General features: G+C 63.8%; 14 protein-coding genes and 1 pseudogene. 7 read left to right on the top strand and 8 right to left on the bottom strand.

The features are described 5' to 3' along the window. Positions 1-13 precede the first annotated feature (13 nt). The gene (gene ppgK, locus K728_RS0116320) at positions 14-853 is read right to left on the bottom strand and encodes a polyphosphate--glucose phosphotransferase (protein WP_019481307.1); all 840 of its coding nucleotides are present in this window, start codon (positions 851-853) and stop codon (positions 14-16) included. 60 nt (positions 854-913) lie between these two features. Continuing rightward, on the bottom strand, positions 914-1,792 hold the full coding sequence (gene map, locus K728_RS0116315) for a type I methionyl aminopeptidase (RefSeq protein WP_024477357.1): 879 nt from the start codon (positions 1,790-1,792) through the stop codon (positions 914-916). 60 nt (positions 1,793-1,852) lie between these two features. On the opposite strand from map (K728_RS0116315), the gene K728_RS21060 reads away from it, so the two are divergent. Then, the gene (locus K728_RS21060) at positions 1,853-2,017 is read left to right on the top strand and encodes an SPOR domain-containing protein (RefSeq protein WP_019481305.1); all 165 of its coding nucleotides are present in this window, start codon (positions 1,853-1,855) and stop codon (positions 2,015-2,017) included. A 3-nt stretch (positions 2,018-2,020) separates the two neighbouring features. Here K728_RS21060 and panB read toward each other — a convergent pair whose 3' ends face one another. Continuing rightward, positions 2,021-2,905 carry a 3-methyl-2-oxobutanoate hydroxymethyltransferase gene (panB, locus tag K728_RS0116305; protein ID WP_024477356.1) on the bottom strand — a complete coding sequence of 295 codons (885 nt, stop codon included), beginning with the start codon at positions 2,903-2,905 and terminating at the stop codon, positions 2,021-2,023. Between the two features lie 132 nt (positions 2,906-3,037). On the opposite strand from panB, the gene glnA (K728_RS0116300) reads away from it, so the two are divergent. The 3 genes and pseudogenes from glnA (K728_RS0116300) (at position 3,038) to K728_RS0116290 (ending at position 7,723) form a co-directional block, all read left to right on the top strand. Beyond that, positions 3,038-4,378: a type I glutamate--ammonia ligase gene (gene glnA, locus K728_RS0116300; protein WP_024477355.1), complete on the top strand. Its 1,341-nt coding sequence runs from the start codon at positions 3,038-3,040 to the stop codon at positions 4,376-4,378. A 13-nt stretch (positions 4,379-4,391) separates the two neighbouring features. Further along, positions 4,392-7,405, top strand: a pseudogene (locus K728_RS19770) (bifunctional [glutamine synthetase] adenylyltransferase/[glutamine synthetase]-adenylyl-L-tyrosine phosphorylase). 117 nt (positions 7,406-7,522) lie between these two features. After that, on the top strand, positions 7,523-7,723 hold the full coding sequence (locus K728_RS0116290; RefSeq protein ID WP_237742172.1) for an AsnC family protein: 201 nt from the start codon (positions 7,523-7,525) through the stop codon (positions 7,721-7,723). 333 nt (positions 7,724-8,056) lie between these two features. Here K728_RS0116290 and glnA (K728_RS0116280) read toward each other — a convergent pair whose 3' ends face one another. Next, on the bottom strand, positions 8,057-9,481 hold the full coding sequence (glnA, locus tag K728_RS0116280) for a type I glutamate--ammonia ligase (protein ID WP_019483252.1): 1,425 nt from the start codon (positions 9,479-9,481) through the stop codon (positions 8,057-8,059). Between the two features lie 263 nt (positions 9,482-9,744). On the opposite strand from glnA (K728_RS0116280), the gene K728_RS0116275 reads away from it, so the two are divergent. Continuing rightward, positions 9,745-10,182, top strand: a complete 438-nt coding sequence (locus tag K728_RS0116275) for an RDD family protein (protein ID WP_019483251.1) — start codon at positions 9,745-9,747, stop codon at positions 10,180-10,182. 83 nt (positions 10,183-10,265) lie between these two features. After that, complete coding sequence (gene map / locus K728_RS0116270; RefSeq protein ID WP_024477352.1) at positions 10,266-11,036, top strand: type I methionyl aminopeptidase; 771 nt, start codon at positions 10,266-10,268, stop codon at positions 11,034-11,036. A gap of 79 nt (positions 11,037-11,115) precedes the next feature. Here the strand turns inward: map (K728_RS0116270) and K728_RS0116265 are convergent, their stop codons facing one another. From K728_RS0116265 to lipB, 3 genes are all read right to left on the bottom strand, one after another. Continuing rightward, complete coding sequence (locus tag K728_RS0116265; protein ID WP_019483249.1) at positions 11,116-11,868, bottom strand: DUF4191 domain-containing protein; 753 nt, start codon at positions 11,866-11,868, stop codon at positions 11,116-11,118. 89 nt (positions 11,869-11,957) lie between these two features. Further along, entirely contained in the window at positions 11,958-12,962 is a 1,005-nt protein-coding gene (gene lipA, locus K728_RS0116260; protein WP_019483248.1) for a lipoyl synthase, read from the bottom strand. 3 nt (positions 12,963-12,965) lie between these two features. Further along, entirely contained in the window at positions 12,966-13,682 is a 717-nt protein-coding gene (gene lipB, locus K728_RS0116255; RefSeq protein WP_019483247.1) for a lipoyl(octanoyl) transferase LipB, read from the bottom strand. A gap of 107 nt (positions 13,683-13,789) precedes the next feature. On the opposite strand from lipB, the gene K728_RS0116250 reads away from it, so the two are divergent. Continuing rightward, positions 13,790-15,466, top strand: coding sequence for a serine/threonine-protein kinase (locus K728_RS0116250; protein WP_024477351.1), 1,677 nt, complete (start codon positions 13,790-13,792; stop codon positions 15,464-15,466). A 45-nt stretch (positions 15,467-15,511) separates the two neighbouring features. On the opposite strand, the gene K728_RS0116245 is transcribed toward K728_RS0116250, so the two are convergent. Continuing rightward, positions 15,512-16,268, bottom strand: a 757-nt coding sequence (locus K728_RS0116245; protein ID WP_024477350.1) for a TIGR01777 family oxidoreductase, incomplete at its 5' end; no start/stop codon positions are given.

The raw sequence follows: 16,268 nt of genomic DNA, 5'->3' as shown, positions 1-16,268 counted from the left end.
GACGCCGCGATGGTTACGCGTCGGGGACTGCTGCGGCCAGTTTCGCCAGGCGCTTGAAGTGCAGTGCCGCCTGCAGCGCGGCGCCCACGATGCCCGCCTGGTTCCTCAGCTGGGCCGGGATGATGCGGGTGCGCAGGTTCAGTCCGGGCAGGTACTCCTTGCTGCGCTTGGAAATACCGCCACCGACAATAAACAGCTCCGGTGAGAAGAGGAACTCGACATGCGAAAAGTACCGTTGCAGGCGGACCGAGTACTCGTCCCAGTCAATGCCGTCACGTTCGCGGGCGACTGCTGAGGCCCGGGTTTCGGCGTCGTACCCGTCAATCTCGAGGTGCCCGAGCTCGGCGTTAGGTACCAGCTTCCCGTCAAAGATGAACGCCGAACCGATCCCGGTCCCCAGGGTAATGACCAGAACAGTGCCGTCCACCCCCTTGCCAGCCCCGTACCGCACCTCGGCGAGCCCGGCTGCGTCGGCGTCGTTGATGACGTGCACATCGCGGTCCAGCACTTTGCTGAAGAGGCCGTCGACGTCGGTGTCGACCCAGCTCTGGTCCACGTTGGCTGCGGAACGGGCGATGCCGTGCTGGATGATGGCCGGGAAGGTGACACCGACCGGCACCTCTGGGCCGGGTGCGCTGGGCCGGGTCGACAACTCAGCGACAATCTGCGCCACGACTTCGGCGACGGCCTCAGGAGTGGAGGGCTGCGGGGTGGGCACGCGGAAGCGCTCCCCAACGATCTCACCCTCGACCAGATCGACGATGCCACCCTTGATGCCGGTGCCGCCGATATCGATGCCGATCACTGTGTTCGGCAGGGACTTGCCGTGCTTCTTCTCGCTGCTCTTGCCCATGGTTCTCCAGGTGTAGGTGGGGGGTCGCCGGCGCGGCGGAGCGCCGCGGGAACCCGGTGGTTAGGGGACGGTAAGGATCTCGGCGCCGCTGTCGGTCACCAAAAGGGTGTGCTCAAACTGGGCGGTGCGCTGACGGTCCTTGGTCAGCACCGTCCACTCGTCCGGCCACATGTCCCACTCGATGGTTCCGAGGGTGAGCATGGGTTCAATGGTGAACGTCATGCCCGGTTCGATAATCCGGTTATAGGCCGGGGCGGCATCGTAGTGGGGAATGATCAGCCCGGTGTGGAAGGCTTCGCCGACGCCGTGGCCGGTGAAGTCGCGCACCACTCCATAGCCGAACCGGCGGGCATAGGACTCGATGGTCCGGCCAATGACATTGATTTCCCGGCCTGGAGCCACCGCCCTGATGGCACGGTTCAGCGATTCCTTGGTGCGCTCGACCAGGAGGCGGGATTCGTCGTCGACGTCGCCCACCAGGAACGTGTAGTTGGTGTCGCCGTGGACGCCGTCAAGGTAGGCAGTGATGTCAATGTTCAGGATGTCGCCGTCGCGCAGCACGGTGGTGTCGGGGATGCCGTGACAGATCACTTCATTGAGGGATGAGCAAAGCGATTTCGGGAATCCGCGGTAGCCCAGGGTCGAGGGGTAGGCGCCGTGGTCCACGAGAAACTGGTGGCCTACCCGATCCAGCTGGTCGGTGGTCACACCGGGCTCGATGTGGCGGCCAACCTCGACGATGGCCTGTGCGGCCAGCCGACTCGCACGGCGGATCTTTTCGATGGTTTCGGGAGTCTTGACCTCGGACCCGGTGAAGGGGGCAGGTCCGCTGCGCCCAACATACTCGGGGCGCGGAATACTCACCGGGACCGGTAGTTGGGGACTGACGGTTCCTGGTTCGAGTGTTCCAACGGGTGCACTGACGGATTGCTGAGGCATACTCTTGATCTTATAGGCGCCACGGCGTCCCGCCGAAAGTCACCATCAAGGAGGACCCTCATGGCCGAGTTCTGGTACAACGTGCAAACCCACGAGATCGAGGAGGACGCGCAGTCAGATTGGCGGAAACTGATTGGGCCCTACCCCACACGTGCGGAGGCCGAGCGTGCCCTGGAAAAAGTAGCCCAGCGAAACCAGGCGTGGGATGCCGAGGACGAGCAGTAGCTCCTAGAAGCTGTGCTCCGGCCCGGGGAACGTCCCGTTCCGGACTTCCTCGCCGTACGTCGTCGCAGCCGCTGCGAGCACTGAGCGGACGTCGGCAAACTGTTTGACGAACTTGGGTTGGCGGCCAGTACGAACCCCGGCCATGTCCTGCCATACCAGGACCTGGCCGGTGGTCGAGTTGCCTGCGCCAATCCCAATGGTCGGTACGCGAACGGCGCGGTCGACGGCGGCAGCCACCTCGGCGGGCACCATCTCCATGAGCACACAGAACGCTCCGGCTTCGGCGAGGGCGACGGCGTCGTCAATCAGTTCCTGTGCTGCGTCCCCACGGCCCTGGACCCGGTACCCGCCCAAGGCATGCTCGCTCTGAGGGGTGAACCCGATATGGGCCATGACGGGGATACCGGCGGTCGTCAGGGCACGGACGGTGTCGGCGTAGTGGCGGCCGCCCTCCATCTTGACGGCATGAACCCCTCCCTCTTTCATCAGGCGGACCGACGATTCGATGGCCTGCGCGGGGGAGATTTCGTAGCTGCCGAAGGGCAGGTCACAGACCACCAACGCCCGGGTGGCACCGTTAATGACGGCACGCGAGAAGATGATCATCTCATCGACGGTGATCGGCAGGGTGGTGGTGTAGCCCAACACGTTGTTGGCGGCAGAGTCGCCGACGAGCAGCACCTCGATGCCGGCGTCGTCGAAGATCTCCGCGGCGTACTGGTCATAGGCAGTGAGCATGGCGAAGCGGCGTCCATCATTTTTCGCCTGCTGCAGGTGATGAGTGCGGATCCGGGCCGGAGTCCGCGGCTGCGACGCGGCCGGTGCGGCCCCGGCGTCGGCATCGCGGGCACCCGTGCCGTAGGGCGCTGGAATCTCTGCTGAAGTCATATGTCGAGCCTACTTCAGAAGCCCGGGTGGCACGCGGGCTTAACAATGCGTGAGTATCAGTAGAGTGAACTGGTGGACCGACACTCATGATGACACCCGGGACACACACCGACAGCATGAAAGAGGGTAGCTATGGACCGGCAGCAGGAATTTGTACTGCGTACCATCGAGGAACGCGATGTGCGGTTTGTGCGGCTGTGGTTCACCGACGTTGTGGGTTCCCTGAAGTCGGTGGCATTGGCTCCGGCCGAGGTGGAGGGCGCATTCGAGGAGGGCCTGGGGTTCGACGGTTCGTCCATTGAAGGGCTGGCCCGCGTCTTCGAGTCCGACATGCTGGCACAGCCTGATCCTTCGACCTTCCAGATCCTGCCGTGGCGTGGAGAGAAAGAACCCACATCGCGGATGTTTTGCGACATTCTCACCCCCGATGGCATGCCGTCCACCGCCGATCCGCGCGGCGTCCTGAAAAGGACGCTCGCGAAAGCCGCCGATATGGGGTTCACCTGCTACACCCACCCCGAGATTGAGTTCTACCTGCTCAAATCCGATGAGCTGGGACCCGATGGACAGCCTGTGCCCGTGGACCAGGCCGGCTACTTCGACCATGTTCCCGGTGGCGTGGCGCAGGACTTCCGGCGCACCGCCGTCGCGATGCTCGAATCGGTGGGCATCTCGGTGGAGTTCAGTCACCACGAGGCCGGTCCCGGCCAGAACGAAATCGATCTGCGCTACGCCGACGCGCTGCAGACCGCCGACAACATCATGACCTTCAGAACCATCATCAAGGAGGTGGCGCTGACCCAGGACAGCTATGCCACCTTCATGCCGAAGCCGTTCTCCGACCACCCCGGCTCCGGGATGCACACCCACTTCTCCCTGTTCGAGGGCGACGCCAACGCGTTCTACGAAGCGGGCGCCGAGTTTCAGCTGTCCAAGACAGCACGCCAGTTCATTGCCGGCATCCTCAAGCATGCACCGGAATTCACTGCCGTCACCAACCAGTTCGTGAACTCCTACAAGCGCCTCTGGGGCGGGGGAGAGGCCCCAAGCTACCTCTCCTGGGGCCACAACAACCGGTCAGCCCTGGTCCGCGTTCCCCTGTACAAGCCCAACAAGGGCCAGTCAGCCCGCATCGAATATCGCGGCATCGATTCGGCCAGCAATCCGTACCTCGCTTACTCGGTGCTGCTCGGTGCGGGTTTGAAGGGTATCGAGGAAGGTTACGAGCTGCCACCGGGTGCCGAGGACGACGTCTGGAGTCTGACCGCCACCGAACGGCGCGCCATGGGCCACGACCCGTTGCCAGCGAGCCTGCATGACGCCATCCGGGTCATGGAGGACTCGGAACTCGTGGCGGGAATCCTGGGCGAGCAGGTCTACGAGAACTTCCTGCGGAACAAGCGGGCCGAATGGCATGATTACCGCATCCAGGTCACGCCCTACGAGCTGCGCCGTAACCTCGGGATCCTCTAAACTGGCGCCCGCCATGAGCCTCAACCGCCAACTCATCAGCCGGGGTTTCACCGACCTCGAGAAAAGCTCCCGCTTTCTGGACGCGCCCGAATTGCGGGACATTCCGGAGGCATCGCTGTTCGGCGGGTTGGCGCGCTCAGCCAACCCCGATCTGGCGCTGCAATCCCTGGTCCGGCTCTTGGCGGTACAACCTGATCTTGCGGCCGTGGTGGCCGACGGCGGTGTGGGCAGCGAGCCGCTGTTCAGGTTGCTCGGCGCCTCGGAGGCCCTTGCCGAATTCCTGATGCGGCGACCCGAGCACCTGGACACCGTCAAGGTCAGTCCTAGCCGGAATCCCGGCGGGGTGTCAGCGGAACTGTTGCGGTCTTCGCTGCTCGAGTCGGTCGGCGCCGATCCGTCGTCGGGCACCCCCGTCGCGGCCGGGGGTGGCAAGGAATCGTATGCGCTGCTGCGGGCACGCTACCGCCGTCACCTGGTGGAACTGGCGGTCAGGGACCTGTGCTCGGCGTCGCCGGTGGACTATCTGCCGACCGTCGGCAAGGAGCTGGCCGATCTGGCAGCCGCGGCGGTTGAGGCAGCGCTGGCTGTTTCACGGGCGGAACTGGCTGACAGCTTCTCGGCCGCTGACATAGCATCGGTGCGCCTCGCGGTGATGGGGATGGGCAAGTGTGGTGCGGGAGAGCTGAACTACATTTCCGACGTCGACGTCATCTACGTGATTGAGGCACCAGACCTCGCCGAGGAGCTTGCCGTCCGGACTGGGACGTCGCTGGCCTCCGGAATTTCCCGGGCTATCACGTCAAGCGGGATTGAGCCCGGGCTGTGGGAGGTGGATGCCAACCTGCGGCCCGAGGGGCGCGAAGGCCCACTGGTGAGGACCCTCGATTCCCACCTGTCCTACTACGCCCGGTGGGCCCAGAGTTGGGAGTTCCAGGCACTGCTGAAGGCCCGGACCATCGCTGGCGACGCCGATCTGGGGCGTCGCTACGAGGAGTCAGTCGCGCCGCTGGTCTGGAACTCCTCGGAGCGTGAAGGCTTCGTCGACTCGGTGCAGGCCATGCGCCGCCGGGTCACCGACAACATCCCGTCCCATGAGGCGGAGCGTCAGCTCAAGCTCGGCCCCGGCGGCCTCCGGGACGTCGAATTCACCGTCCAGCTGCTCCAGTTGGTGCATGGCAAGGCCGACGAGTCGATCCGGATCCGTGACACGACCTCGGCCATCGCCGCGCTCAGCGCCGCAGGCTATATCGGTAGGACCGACGCCAGGGCGTTCGACGAGTCGTACCGCTACCTGCGGGTGCTCGAGCACCGGATCCAGCTCGTCAATATGCGCCGCACGCACCTGATGCCCGAGGACGACGCGTCGCGACGGGCCCTCGCCATGTCATCCCAGGGCGCCCAAAGCACCACCCGCCCTGCCGCGGCAGCACTGATTGAACAGTGGCAGCAGACCAAGCGCCTCGTGCGGGGCCTGCACGAGAACATCTTTTACCGTCCGCTGCTGAACACTGCCGCGAATCTCAGCATCGACGAGGTCAAGCTGACCCCCGAGGCAGCCCGGGCGCGGCTCGCCGCGCTCGGCTACCTGGACCCCAAAGTCGCGATGCGTCACATCGAGGCACTCACCTCGGGTCTGAGCCGGCGGTCGGCGCTGCAACGCAACCTGCTGCCGGTCCTCCTCGGCTGGCTGGNGCCGATGGGGTGGACCCCGACGCGGGCCTGCTGGCCTTCCGGCGGCTCAGCGAGGGCCTCGGCCAGACCCACTGGTACCTTGGCATGCTCCGTGATTCCAAGGCGGCAGCTGAACGGCTATGCCACATCCTCTCTAGTAGCCGGTTCATCGCCGACCTGCTGGAAGTGTCACCGGAATCCACCAAATGGCTCGGCAACGACAAGGACCTGATCCCGGTCGGGTTTGAAGCCCAGTGGACAGAAATCCAGTCAAAAATGTCCCGGCACCCCGAACCCCGCGAAGCGATGCGGCTGATCCGGTTGATCCGCCGCCGGGAACTGCTGCGCATCGCCATCGCCGACAGCTCAGGGCTGCTGGATCAGGCCGCGGTAGGGGCCGCCTTGTCCGCGACTGACCGGGCAGCGATCCTCGGCGCGCTGCATGTCGCAGAGGGTGCTGTCTTAGCGAACGAGGAGCCGCTGACCGACGTCGTCGTCGTGGCAATGGGGCGGCAGGGCGGCCGTGAGATCACCTACGGGTCGGACGCCGACGTGATGTACGTGCACCGTGCCCGTCAGGGGGCGAGCGAGGCGGCGGCTCAGGGGCAGGCGGAGCGGATCGTCAGCCAACTGTCGGCGCTGCTGCAGCAGCCCTGCTCTCCGGCAATCCAGGCGGAGCGGGTCCTGGAAATCGACGCCGACCTGCGCCCCGAGGGGAAACAGGGTCCGATGGTGCGGTCGCTTGAGTCCTTCCGCGAGTATTACCGGCGGTGGTCGCTGGTCTGGGAGTCGCAGGCCCTGCTGCGTGCCCTGCCCATCGCAGGAAGCGATGACCTCGCCGCAGCATTCACCAAACTGATCGACCCCATCCGCTACCCGGAGACCATCTCGGGCCAGGGGGTGCGGGAGATTCGCCGGATCAAGGCCCGGATGGAATCGGAGCGGCTGCCGCGGGGAGCCGACCCGTCGCGGCACCTGAAGCTCGGTAGGGGAGGGCTGAGCGACGTCGAATGGCTGGTGCAGCTGCTGCAACTTCAGCACGCTCACGCGAATGATGCCCTGAAGACCACCTCGACCCTTGCGGCAATGGACGCGATCGAGGCTGCCGAGCTACTGTCCGCCTCCGACGTGCTCACGCTGCGTCAAAGCTGGTGCCTCTCGAGCCGGGTGCGGGCCGCGAACGTGATCTGGAGCGGCAAGGCATCAGACCTGTTGCCGTCGTCGCGCCGTGACCTGGAGGCGGTGGCCCGCTGGTGTGGTTACGGCCCCGGGATGGGTGCGTTACTGGAAGAGGACTACCTGCGGCTCACCCGTCGCAGCCGGGCCATCTTCGAGCGGTCCTTCTACGGCTACTGAGGCACTTTTCTGGTCCGGTTCCTGGTCCTGCCGACGGAGTTACCTATCCAGCCGACGGAGTTCACTAGAAATTCACGCCAGTTGTCAACTATGGTTGACATCATGGAGGTGGAACGCATGAAAACGCTCGTCGGATCGCTCGACGACGGCGGACCGGTCAACCGGTTGCAAGCCGTCAGCGAACTGCGTCAGGAAGTTGGCCGGGCCGAGACAGTGGCCGTCCGGCAGGCACGCCAGGCGGGGCTGTCCTGGGAGGCTATCGCCCAGGCACTCGGGGTCACCCGTCAGGCCGTGCACAAGAGGTACGGGAAGCGCTAGACCTTCGTACCCACGACACGGTCCAGGATTCACGGCGGCAGCTTGCGCAGTTCCATCAGCATCAGCCGTTACCTTTTGGTATCAGGAAAGAACCTTCAGGAAGGATGCTCGTGATGATGGACCACAGTGCAATGACGCAATCTGGTGTTCGATCACTGCTCGCCGCGGTCGGAGCAATCGGTATCGAAGCTGCCACGAAGGTCAGCACAGCGGTGCGGGACGCCGTCATGGTGCTCACATCTCTCGATGGAAGCGTCCTACTGAATCGCCGCAGCTTTAGCGCAAAAAGAAGACCCGCACGGTGATCCGTGCGGGTCTTCTGCCATCTAGAGACTAGACGCCGTAGTAGAGCTCGAACTCGTAAGGGTTCGGGCGCAGTGACAGCGGGATGATCTCGAATTCGCGCTTGTACTCGATCCAGGTGTCGATGAGGTCCTGGGTGAAGACGCCGCCGGCCTGCAGGAACTCGTTGTCGGCCTCAAGGGCGAGCAGAGCTTCCTCCAGTGAACCCGGAGCCTTCTGGATGTCCTTGGCTTCCTCAGCGGGGAGCTCGTACAGGTCCTTGTCGATCGGATCAGCAGGCTCGATCCGGTTCTTGATGCCGTCAAGGCCAGCCATCAGCTGGGCTGCGAAGGCCAGGTACGGGTTGGACGAGGGGTCCGGCGCACGGAACTCGATGCGCTTTGCCTTCGGGTTGGAGCCCGTGATCGGGATTCGGATACCAGCCGAGCGGTTGCCCTGCGAGTACACCATGTTCACCGGTGCTTCGAAACCCTTGACCAGGCGACGGTAGGAGTTGACCGTCGGGTTGGTGAATGCCAGTACCGCCGAGGCGTGCTTCAGCAGGCCGCCAATGTACCAGCGGGCCATGTCGGAGAGTCCCGCGTAGCCGCGCTCGTCGTAGAACAATGGCTCGCCGGCGCTCCACAGCGACTGGTGGCAGTGCATGCCCGAACCGTTGTCACCGAAGACGGGCTTCGGCATGAACGTTGCCGATTTGCCCCACGCATCGGAAACGTTCTTGACGATGTACTTGAACTTCTGCAGGTCATCAGCAGCATGCGTCATGGTGGTGAACTTGTAGTTGATCTCAGCCTGGCCCGCGCCACCTACCTCGTGGTGGGACCGCTCAACCTCGAGGCCGGCGTTGTCCAGTTCGACGCAGATCGCGTCGCGGAGGTCAGCCTGCTTGTCGACAGGAGAGACAGGGAAGTAGCCGCCCTTGAACGGGGTCTTGTTGCCAAGGTTCCCGCCCTCTTCCTCGCGGCCGCTGTTCCAGGGAGCCTCAATCGAGTCAACCTTGTAGAAGCTGCCCTGGGGCAGGGACTCGTACTGCACGTTGTCAAAGATGTAGAACTCGGCTTCCGGGGCGAAGAACGCGGTGTCCGCAATGCCGGTTGAGCTCAGGTAAGCCTCAGCGCGTTCTGCCACGCCGCGAGGGTCGCGGTGGTAAGGATCGCCGGTCCGAGGGTTCACAATCGAGAAGCTCAGCGCGAGCGTCTTCTCCATCCGGAAGGGATCAATGAACGCAGTCGTGGGGTCCGGTATCAGCTGCATGTCCGACTCGGCGATTCCCTGGAAGCCGCGGATCGATGACCCGTCAAACAGCTGCCCGTTCACAAAGAAGTCTGCATCGACTGTCTTCGCAGGAACGTTGAAGTGCTGCTGCACTCCGGGAAGGTCGGTGAATCGGACGTCGACAAACTTCACGTCTTCGTCAGCGATGAACTTGAGGACTTCGTCCGCATTCTTGAACATCGTTTATGCTCCTAACGCATGTGGGGGATAACGACCGGGCGCAGATCAGTGGCATTGAGCGCCGCCGCCGCAATGATTACAACTGTACGAGTTGGCAGTTTCCCACTGGTGTCGCAATTGTTTCCGGCACGTTACTTAATGGCTGGTCTGGACTAAAGGCTCTTTCAGCCTAGCCTGATTTGGCGCTGCGGGTCAGATGAGGCGTCTGGATGACGACGACGGCGACGCGCAGCCCCGCGGTGTGAACGCGTTAAGATTAAGGGGTGGTAGACAGAAACGACATCGGCTCATGGCTCGGCGGAACCCCCTCCGACAGTTCCACCGACTGGCCGGGCAAGGGGATGGGGCGTCCCAAAACCGGTCCCGCATCAATCGCCCGTCCCGGCCGCAGGGTCGGCGCACTGCTCATTGACTGGGCGCTGGCGTCGCTGATCTCCTACGGTTTCTTCGACTACAACAGTTTTGCCACCCTGGGAATTTTCGCCCTCACCCAGGTCCTGCTCGTAGGGTTCTTTGGCTACAGCATCGGGCATCGAATCATGGGCATGCAGGTTCAGACGCTCACGGGACGCCCGGCCGGGTACGGCAAGGCGCTGGTCCGGACCCTCCTGATCTGCCTGGTGATCCCGGCCGTCATCGTGGACCGCGACCAGCGCGGAGTCCACGACCGTGCAGTCCAAACAGTTCTGGTCAGGATCTGACCAGAACTCCTCACCGCATCAGGGGACAGCGCGGCTTCCTAGGCTGACCCGGATAAACACTGACTTCAAACGAAGGACACCGAATGATCGAGATCCTGAACAAGGCCGAACTGAGCCGGGCGAAAGACGCCGGAGCGTTGGTCGCCAACATCCTGCAGACGATGAAGAGCCGGGCGAGAGTCGGCACCAACCTGTTGGACATCGACAACTGGGCGAAGACGATGATTGCCGACGCCGGTGCCGAATCCTGCTATGTGGACTACGCGCCGTCGTTCGGACGCGGGCCGTTTGGTCACTACATCTGCACCGCGGTCAACGACGCTGTGCTTCACGGATTGCCCCACGATTACGCTCTCGCGGACGGGGACCTGCTGACCCTCGACCTCGCCGTATCAAAGAACGGCATTGCCGCTGATTCGGCGATCAGCTTCATCGTCGGCGAGGCTCAGCCCACGGAGAGCGTGGAGATGATCAGGGCCACCGAACGTGCCCTGAAGGCAGGCATAGCCGCAGCGGGTCCCGGTGTGAAGATTGGCGACATTTCCTACGCAATAGGTCGGGTCCTTACCGATGCGGGGTATCCGATCAACACCGAATTTGGTGGACACGGCATCGGTTCGACGATGCACCAGGATCCACATGTACCCAATATGGGTCGGCCAGGACGTGGCTATGTGCTCCGGCCCGGGCTGCTGCTCGCGTTGGAGCCGTGGGTCATGGTGGACACTGCGACCCTCGTCACCGACCCTGATGGATGGACGCTGCGGAGCGCCACCGGCTGCCGGACGGCCCACAGCGAACACACCATCGCCATCACTGACGACGGCGCCGAAATCCTTACGCTACCCAACTAAAAGGGCCGACCTCGCTTCGGTGAGAAACACTCTCCGATAGCGAGGTCGACCCTCAAACCAATCCTGCGTTCGTGCGGACCTAGCGCCCCCGCATGGCCTTGCGGTCCGGACGAGCCTTGAACGGATCAACGCCCTTGGGGATCGGCAGCTTGGTGCCCAGGGCGGTCAGCCGCTTGTTGACCGCCTGAACTTCCTGCTTGGTCAGATTCTTCTTGAGTTTCTGCGCCTTCTTGGCGACCTGGGCCAAGGGCACCTGGCCCTCGCCGCGACCGGCTTCGATGACGTGAACCTTCACGTTGGGGACGATCCGCGCCATCTTGCGCTTCTCAGCATCAGCGAGCGGTTTGACCCGAGCCGTCGGACCTTCGGTAACCAGCACGATGCCAGGCCGGCCGATAGCGCGGAAGACCGCATCCTGCGACCGCGGGTTCATCGCGACGGGCTGATCCTGCAGGATCCAGCCTCGCCGAAGCACACTGAGTGCGGCGCCGGCAGCCCCGGGCTGTCCTTCGATCTGCGAGAACGCGGCACGCTCGGCACGACGGGACAAGATGAACACTGCGGCGAGGAAGCCCAGCGGGATGGCGATGATCAGCATGGTGATCCAGTTTTGGATCAGGAAACCGATGACCAGACCGACGGCGACGATCGACAGGAACGCCAGCAGCATGATCCACACCACGTTGGGATCATTCCGCCGGGTCATCTTGAAGACCTCGGAGATTTGCTTCATCCGCCCGGTCTTCTTCGGTCCCTTTTCGGGCTTCGGCTTCCGGGAAAAGAGGCGTCGCTTAGGGGTGGATGATCCGTCTGATTCAGTGCTGTTGGCCATAATGCTTCAATTCTACGTGATCCAGGTCGCTGATTGGACGCGTCGAAACCACCCCGGCCCAATGCCTTGGGTGGCGGCTCGCTGTCGGGCTAGCCCGTGGGCGCGAGGCTTGACGCCTCCTGCAACGTCGATCCGGAATCCTCTATGTGCGCCAGCGCTGCGGGCAGTTCCAGGCCCTTCTTGCGCATGGCGCGCGCCCAGAGTCGGCCGGCACGGTAGGAGGACCGGACTAACGGTCCGCTCATGACGCCAAGGAAACCGATCTCTTCGGCCTCCTCACGGAGTTCGACAAATTCCTGGGGCTTCACCCAGCGGTCCACGGGGAGGTGGCGTTCGCTGGGCCGCAGGTACTGGTTGATCGTGATCAGGTCGCAGCCGGCGTCGTGCAGGTCCTGCATGGCTCCAGAAATTTCCTGCCGGGTTTCGCCCATGCCAAGGATCAGGTTGGATTTGGTGACCATGCCCAGGTCCCTGCCCTGGGTGATGACGTCCAATGACCGCTCGTAGCGGAACGCGGGCCTGATGCGCTTGAAGATCCGGGGGACCGTCTCGACGTTGTGCGCGAACACCTCGGGTGCAGCATCGCAGATCGCCTGAATGTGCTCAGGTTTGCCCGAGAAATCTGGAATGAGGATCTCGACGCCGGTGCCGGGGTTCATGCTGTGGATCTGGCGAATAGTCTCGGCGTAAAGCCAGACACCCTCGTCCTCAAGATCATCGCGGGCGACGCCGGTCACGGTGGCGTAGCGCAGATTCATTGACTGAACGGACTGGGCCACCTTGAACGGCTCGCTCCGGTCCAGCGGTTGCGGCTTGCCGGTATCGATCTGGCAGAAGTCACAGCGACGGGTACACTCCGAACCGCCGATCAGGAAGGTGGCTTCGCGGTCTTCCCAGCATTCGAAGATGTTGGGACAGCCCGCCTCCTCGCACACGGTGTGGAGGCCTTCCTTCTTCACCAGGTTCTTCATCGCCACAAACTCGGGGCCGATGTTCACCTTCGCTTTGATCCAGTCGGGTTTACGCTCCACCGGGGTCTCGGCGTTTCTCGCCTCAATGCGGAGAAGGCGGCGTCCTTCGGGGGCCAGACTCACGGGTCATGCTCCTTCCGGCCGGATCAGACCGGCTGGGTTGGCTGTGCTTGACGGGCGGAAATCTTCTGCCGCCTCGGCAACCAGTAATAGTTCATTCTTGCGCAGTTCGTCTTCAATCCGCGAAACGATGTCCGCTGGGGTCACCCTGTAGCCGGTTTCAGCGGAGATTGTGGTCACGCCAGCGTCGGAAATTCCGCACGGCACAATCTGGGCGAAGGGTGCGAGGTCGTTGCTGCAGTTCACCGCGAACCCATGCATGGTGACCCGGCGGTTAATGCGAATCCCGATGGCGGCAATCTTGCGGTCCGGACGGGTGTCATCGGCGGCGACCCACACTCCTGACCTGCCGTCGATGCGGATCCCGTTGATCCCGAAATCTTTCAGGACCGCGATGATCACGTCTTCAAGAATGGCCACGTAGCCGGTCACCCTGGTGGGTTCCGGCAAAGCCAGGATGGGATAGCCCACCAGTTGGCCGGGGCCATGCCAGGTGAGTTTCCCGCCTCGATCGACCGGTACCACCGGCGTCCCATCAAACGGTCGCTCCTGGTCCTCGGTGCGCCGCCCTGCCGTATACACAGCACTGTGTTCCAGCAAGAGGACTGTGCTCGGTGCTGTTCCTGCCACCACACCGGCGTGGAGCTTCCGCTGCAAATCCCAGCCAGCCTCATAGTCAACGAATTCCGGATCCAGTCCAACACGCGAATATTGAAGTGTCATGGGGTTAAGGGTAGACCTGCGCGGGGACATCGCTGACATTGATGCATGCCACGGGGCTGCTGTGGATAACTTCTGCGAGGTTTTCCGGGATCCGCTACAACTGGTGCATGGACAGCAGCCGCACCGGCAGGGGTGGCGGGGAGGAACCGATTTCCACCCCGCCGCTGCTTACGGGTTACCAGTGTGAGCGTCTGCTGGGTCGCGGCGGCAGCGCGAACGTCTGGCTGATTCGGAACGACTCCGGAGAGTTCTTCGCGTTGAAGGTTCTTGGCCCGGCCTGCGCTGATCCCCTGCGATCCGATGCTGTGAGTGGCGAGGAGCGGTTCCTTGCCCGGTTCCCGCATGAGCATTTGGTGACCCTCCATGAAGTGATCCACACTGACCAGGGGATGGGCCTCCGGATGGAATACGCCGCCGGAGGGTCGTTGCTGAACCTCGTCTCCGTGAGAGGCCCTCTTCCTCCGGGGGAGGTTGTCACGGTGCTGACCCCGCTGGCGCAGGTGCTGGCGTTCCTGCACGGCCTGGGAGCCGTCCATGGGGACGTAGCGCCCGGCAACATCCTGTTTACGGAAGTGGGCAAACCGCTGTTGGCTGACTTCGGGGTCGGTCGGCTGCTGGGGGAAGCCAGACATCGTGCGGGCGGCACACCAGGCTTCCAGGAGACGCCTCAGGACCCTGACGGGCTGAATACCGAGGCTGACATCTATGCGCTTGCCGCTGTCGGCTGGTTCGCCCTGACTGGGCGGGTTCCGGGGCCGGCGATCCAACGGCCGCCGCTTTCCCTGCTGGTGCCGGAAGCGCCCGAGGACCTCATGGACCTCATCAACTGGGGCCTGGAAGGAGAACCGGGGGAGAGACCCACCGCCAGCGAATTTGCCCGGGCCGTGCAGCGCACGGCGCAGGCCGAGCCGCTTGATCTGGTGGCAGCCGTCCACCCGGATGTGTTGCCGCATCTCAGGACGCGCAGGTCCACTACTGGTTCAGCCAACCCGCCAACGGGACGGCGCCGGTCGGCAGGCAAACACCGGCCCGCAAAACGTCGGCCTGGCGATCACCAGTCGGGCGAACATCAGCCCTCCGATCGCCGGCCAGCAACCCATCGGACCCGCCGTCCGGGCCGGCTAGTCGGACTGGCGGTTACCGCCCTGAGCATGATTGTGCTCTCCGTCTGCGGTGCACTGTTCGCAGGCACGCTGCTGGGAATCGGGGGAGAGGCCCCGGGCGCGCTGGATGGCAGCGGCCCTTCCAGCACTCCGCCTGCCCAGGGTGAGACAGCCGCCACGGCAGAGATCCCACCATCGCAGGAGACAACCCGCTCCACCGCGGCGGCCCCCACCGCGGCCGTTGCGTCCACTACACTCGCCGACGCCGATCCCCTGACGGTCCTGCCTCTCCTGTCCCGGCTCAGGGAACAAGCCTTTGAGACTGCCGACGCCGAACTCCTGAAGCTGGTCAATGTGCCCTCATCGCCAGCCATGGCCGCCGACGAGGAAGCAGTGCTGGAACTGAGGGACCGCGGACACACCCTGTCCGGGCTCACGATTGAACTGACAGACCTCACACCGGTCGAACTGTCATCGGGCGCCGCCGTGGCGACTGACAGTGCCGGTCCTGGCGGCCAGGTTGTTGCGGTCGCCGCCACGGCCACCACCTCTGGCTTCGACGAGGTCACCCCCAGTGGAGATGTGCACCGGACCGAGACCTCGCCAGTGACCCAGCAACTGGTCTTCGTTCTTCAGCGAGGACCCGATCACTGGCGGATTTCCGCCGTCCACGAGCCCTAGAACCCGGGGCGCCGCCCGTTGTTTGTTGGTGTTGTTCCGGCTCGGTTATCGGGACTCGCGAACCCATCGGGCCAGGTCGTCCAATGAACTGTGCCGGAATTTGAATCCCGCATTCTTGAGCACTGTGGGGTCAAGCCGTGCGCTTGGCAGTAACAACTCCTTGGCCAGCTGGCCAAGGACCGCGGTCAGGACCCACTCAGGAACCCTGAAGCGGGTGGGCCGGTTCAACGCAGCACCGAGAGCCTCGGTCAGGTCGGTCAGCGTCGCGGGGGAAGGCGAGGAGATGTTGACCGGTCCGCTGACCTCAGCCTCAAGGAGGAACGCCATCGCTCGAACCTGATCATCAAGGGTCACCCACGGCCACCACTGGTTTCCCGATCCCAACGGCCCGCCCACAAAAAATCGCAGCGGGACCAGCAACTTGGGCAGCGCGCCGCCGCTGGTGGACATCACCACACCGGTTCGCATGAGGACAGTACGTACCGACGAGGGCGCCCGGAGTGCCTCAGCTTCCCACCGCCGACAGATGTCAGAGAGCAGCAAATCACCCGAGGCTGCGCTCTCCGGCAAAACCTCGGACCCCCGGTTGCCGTAGTAGCCAGACGCCGACTGGCTGAGGAATACTGTCGGCGGTGAATCTGCCCGACGCATGCTCTCGACCAGGGTGCGGGTCGCGGTCAGCCGTGAGGAGTACAGCGTTTCCTTGTAACTCCTCGTCCACGGCGCCCCGGCGATGCCCGCGCCCGATAGGTTGACCACTGCATCGGTGGCATCCATGATCGCCGGATCGAGGCCTCCGGCC

Origin of the sequence: Arthrobacter sp. CAL618, assembly GCF_000468215.1 — a bacterium.
Classification (GTDB): Bacteria; Actinomycetota; Actinomycetes; order Actinomycetales; family Micrococcaceae; genus Arthrobacter_D.
This window is presented reverse-complemented; position numbering and strand designations above follow the sequence as displayed.

Bases quoted from the DNA above. Each gene is read 5' to 3' on its own strand.
- ppgK (WP_019481307.1), bottom strand. From the start codon at position 853: ATGGGCAAGAGCAGCGAGAAGAAGCACGGCAAGTCCCTGCCGAACACA.
- map (WP_024477357.1), bottom strand. From the start codon at position 1,792: ATGCCTCAGCAATCCGTCAGTGCACCCGTTGGAACACTCGAACCAGGA.
- K728_RS21060 (WP_019481305.1), top strand. From the start codon at position 1,853: ATGGCCGAGTTCTGGTACAACGTGCAAACCCACGAGATCGAGGAGGAC.
- panB (WP_024477356.1), bottom strand. From the start codon at position 2,905: ATGACTTCAGCAGAGATTCCAGCGCCCTACGGCACGGGTGCCCGCGAT.
- glnA (WP_024477355.1), top strand. From the start codon at position 3,038: ATGGACCGGCAGCAGGAATTTGTACTGCGTACCATCGAGGAACGCGAT.
- K728_RS0116290 (WP_237742172.1), top strand. From the start codon at position 7,523: ATGAAAACGCTCGTCGGATCGCTCGACGACGGCGGACCGGTCAACCGG.
- glnA (WP_019483252.1), bottom strand. From the start codon at position 9,481: ATGTTCAAGAATGCGGACGAAGTCCTCAAGTTCATCGCTGACGAAGAC.
- map (WP_024477352.1), top strand. From the start codon at position 10,266: ATGATCGAGATCCTGAACAAGGCCGAACTGAGCCGGGCGAAAGACGCC.
- K728_RS0116265 (WP_019483249.1), bottom strand. From the start codon at position 11,868: ATGGCCAACAGCACTGAATCAGACGGATCATCCACCCCTAAGCGACGC.
- lipB (WP_019483247.1), bottom strand. From the start codon at position 13,682: ATGACACTTCAATATTCGCGTGTTGGACTGGATCCGGAATTCGTTGAC.
- K728_RS0116250 (WP_024477351.1), top strand. From the start codon at position 13,790: ATGGACAGCAGCCGCACCGGCAGGGGTGGCGGGGAGGAACCGATTTCC.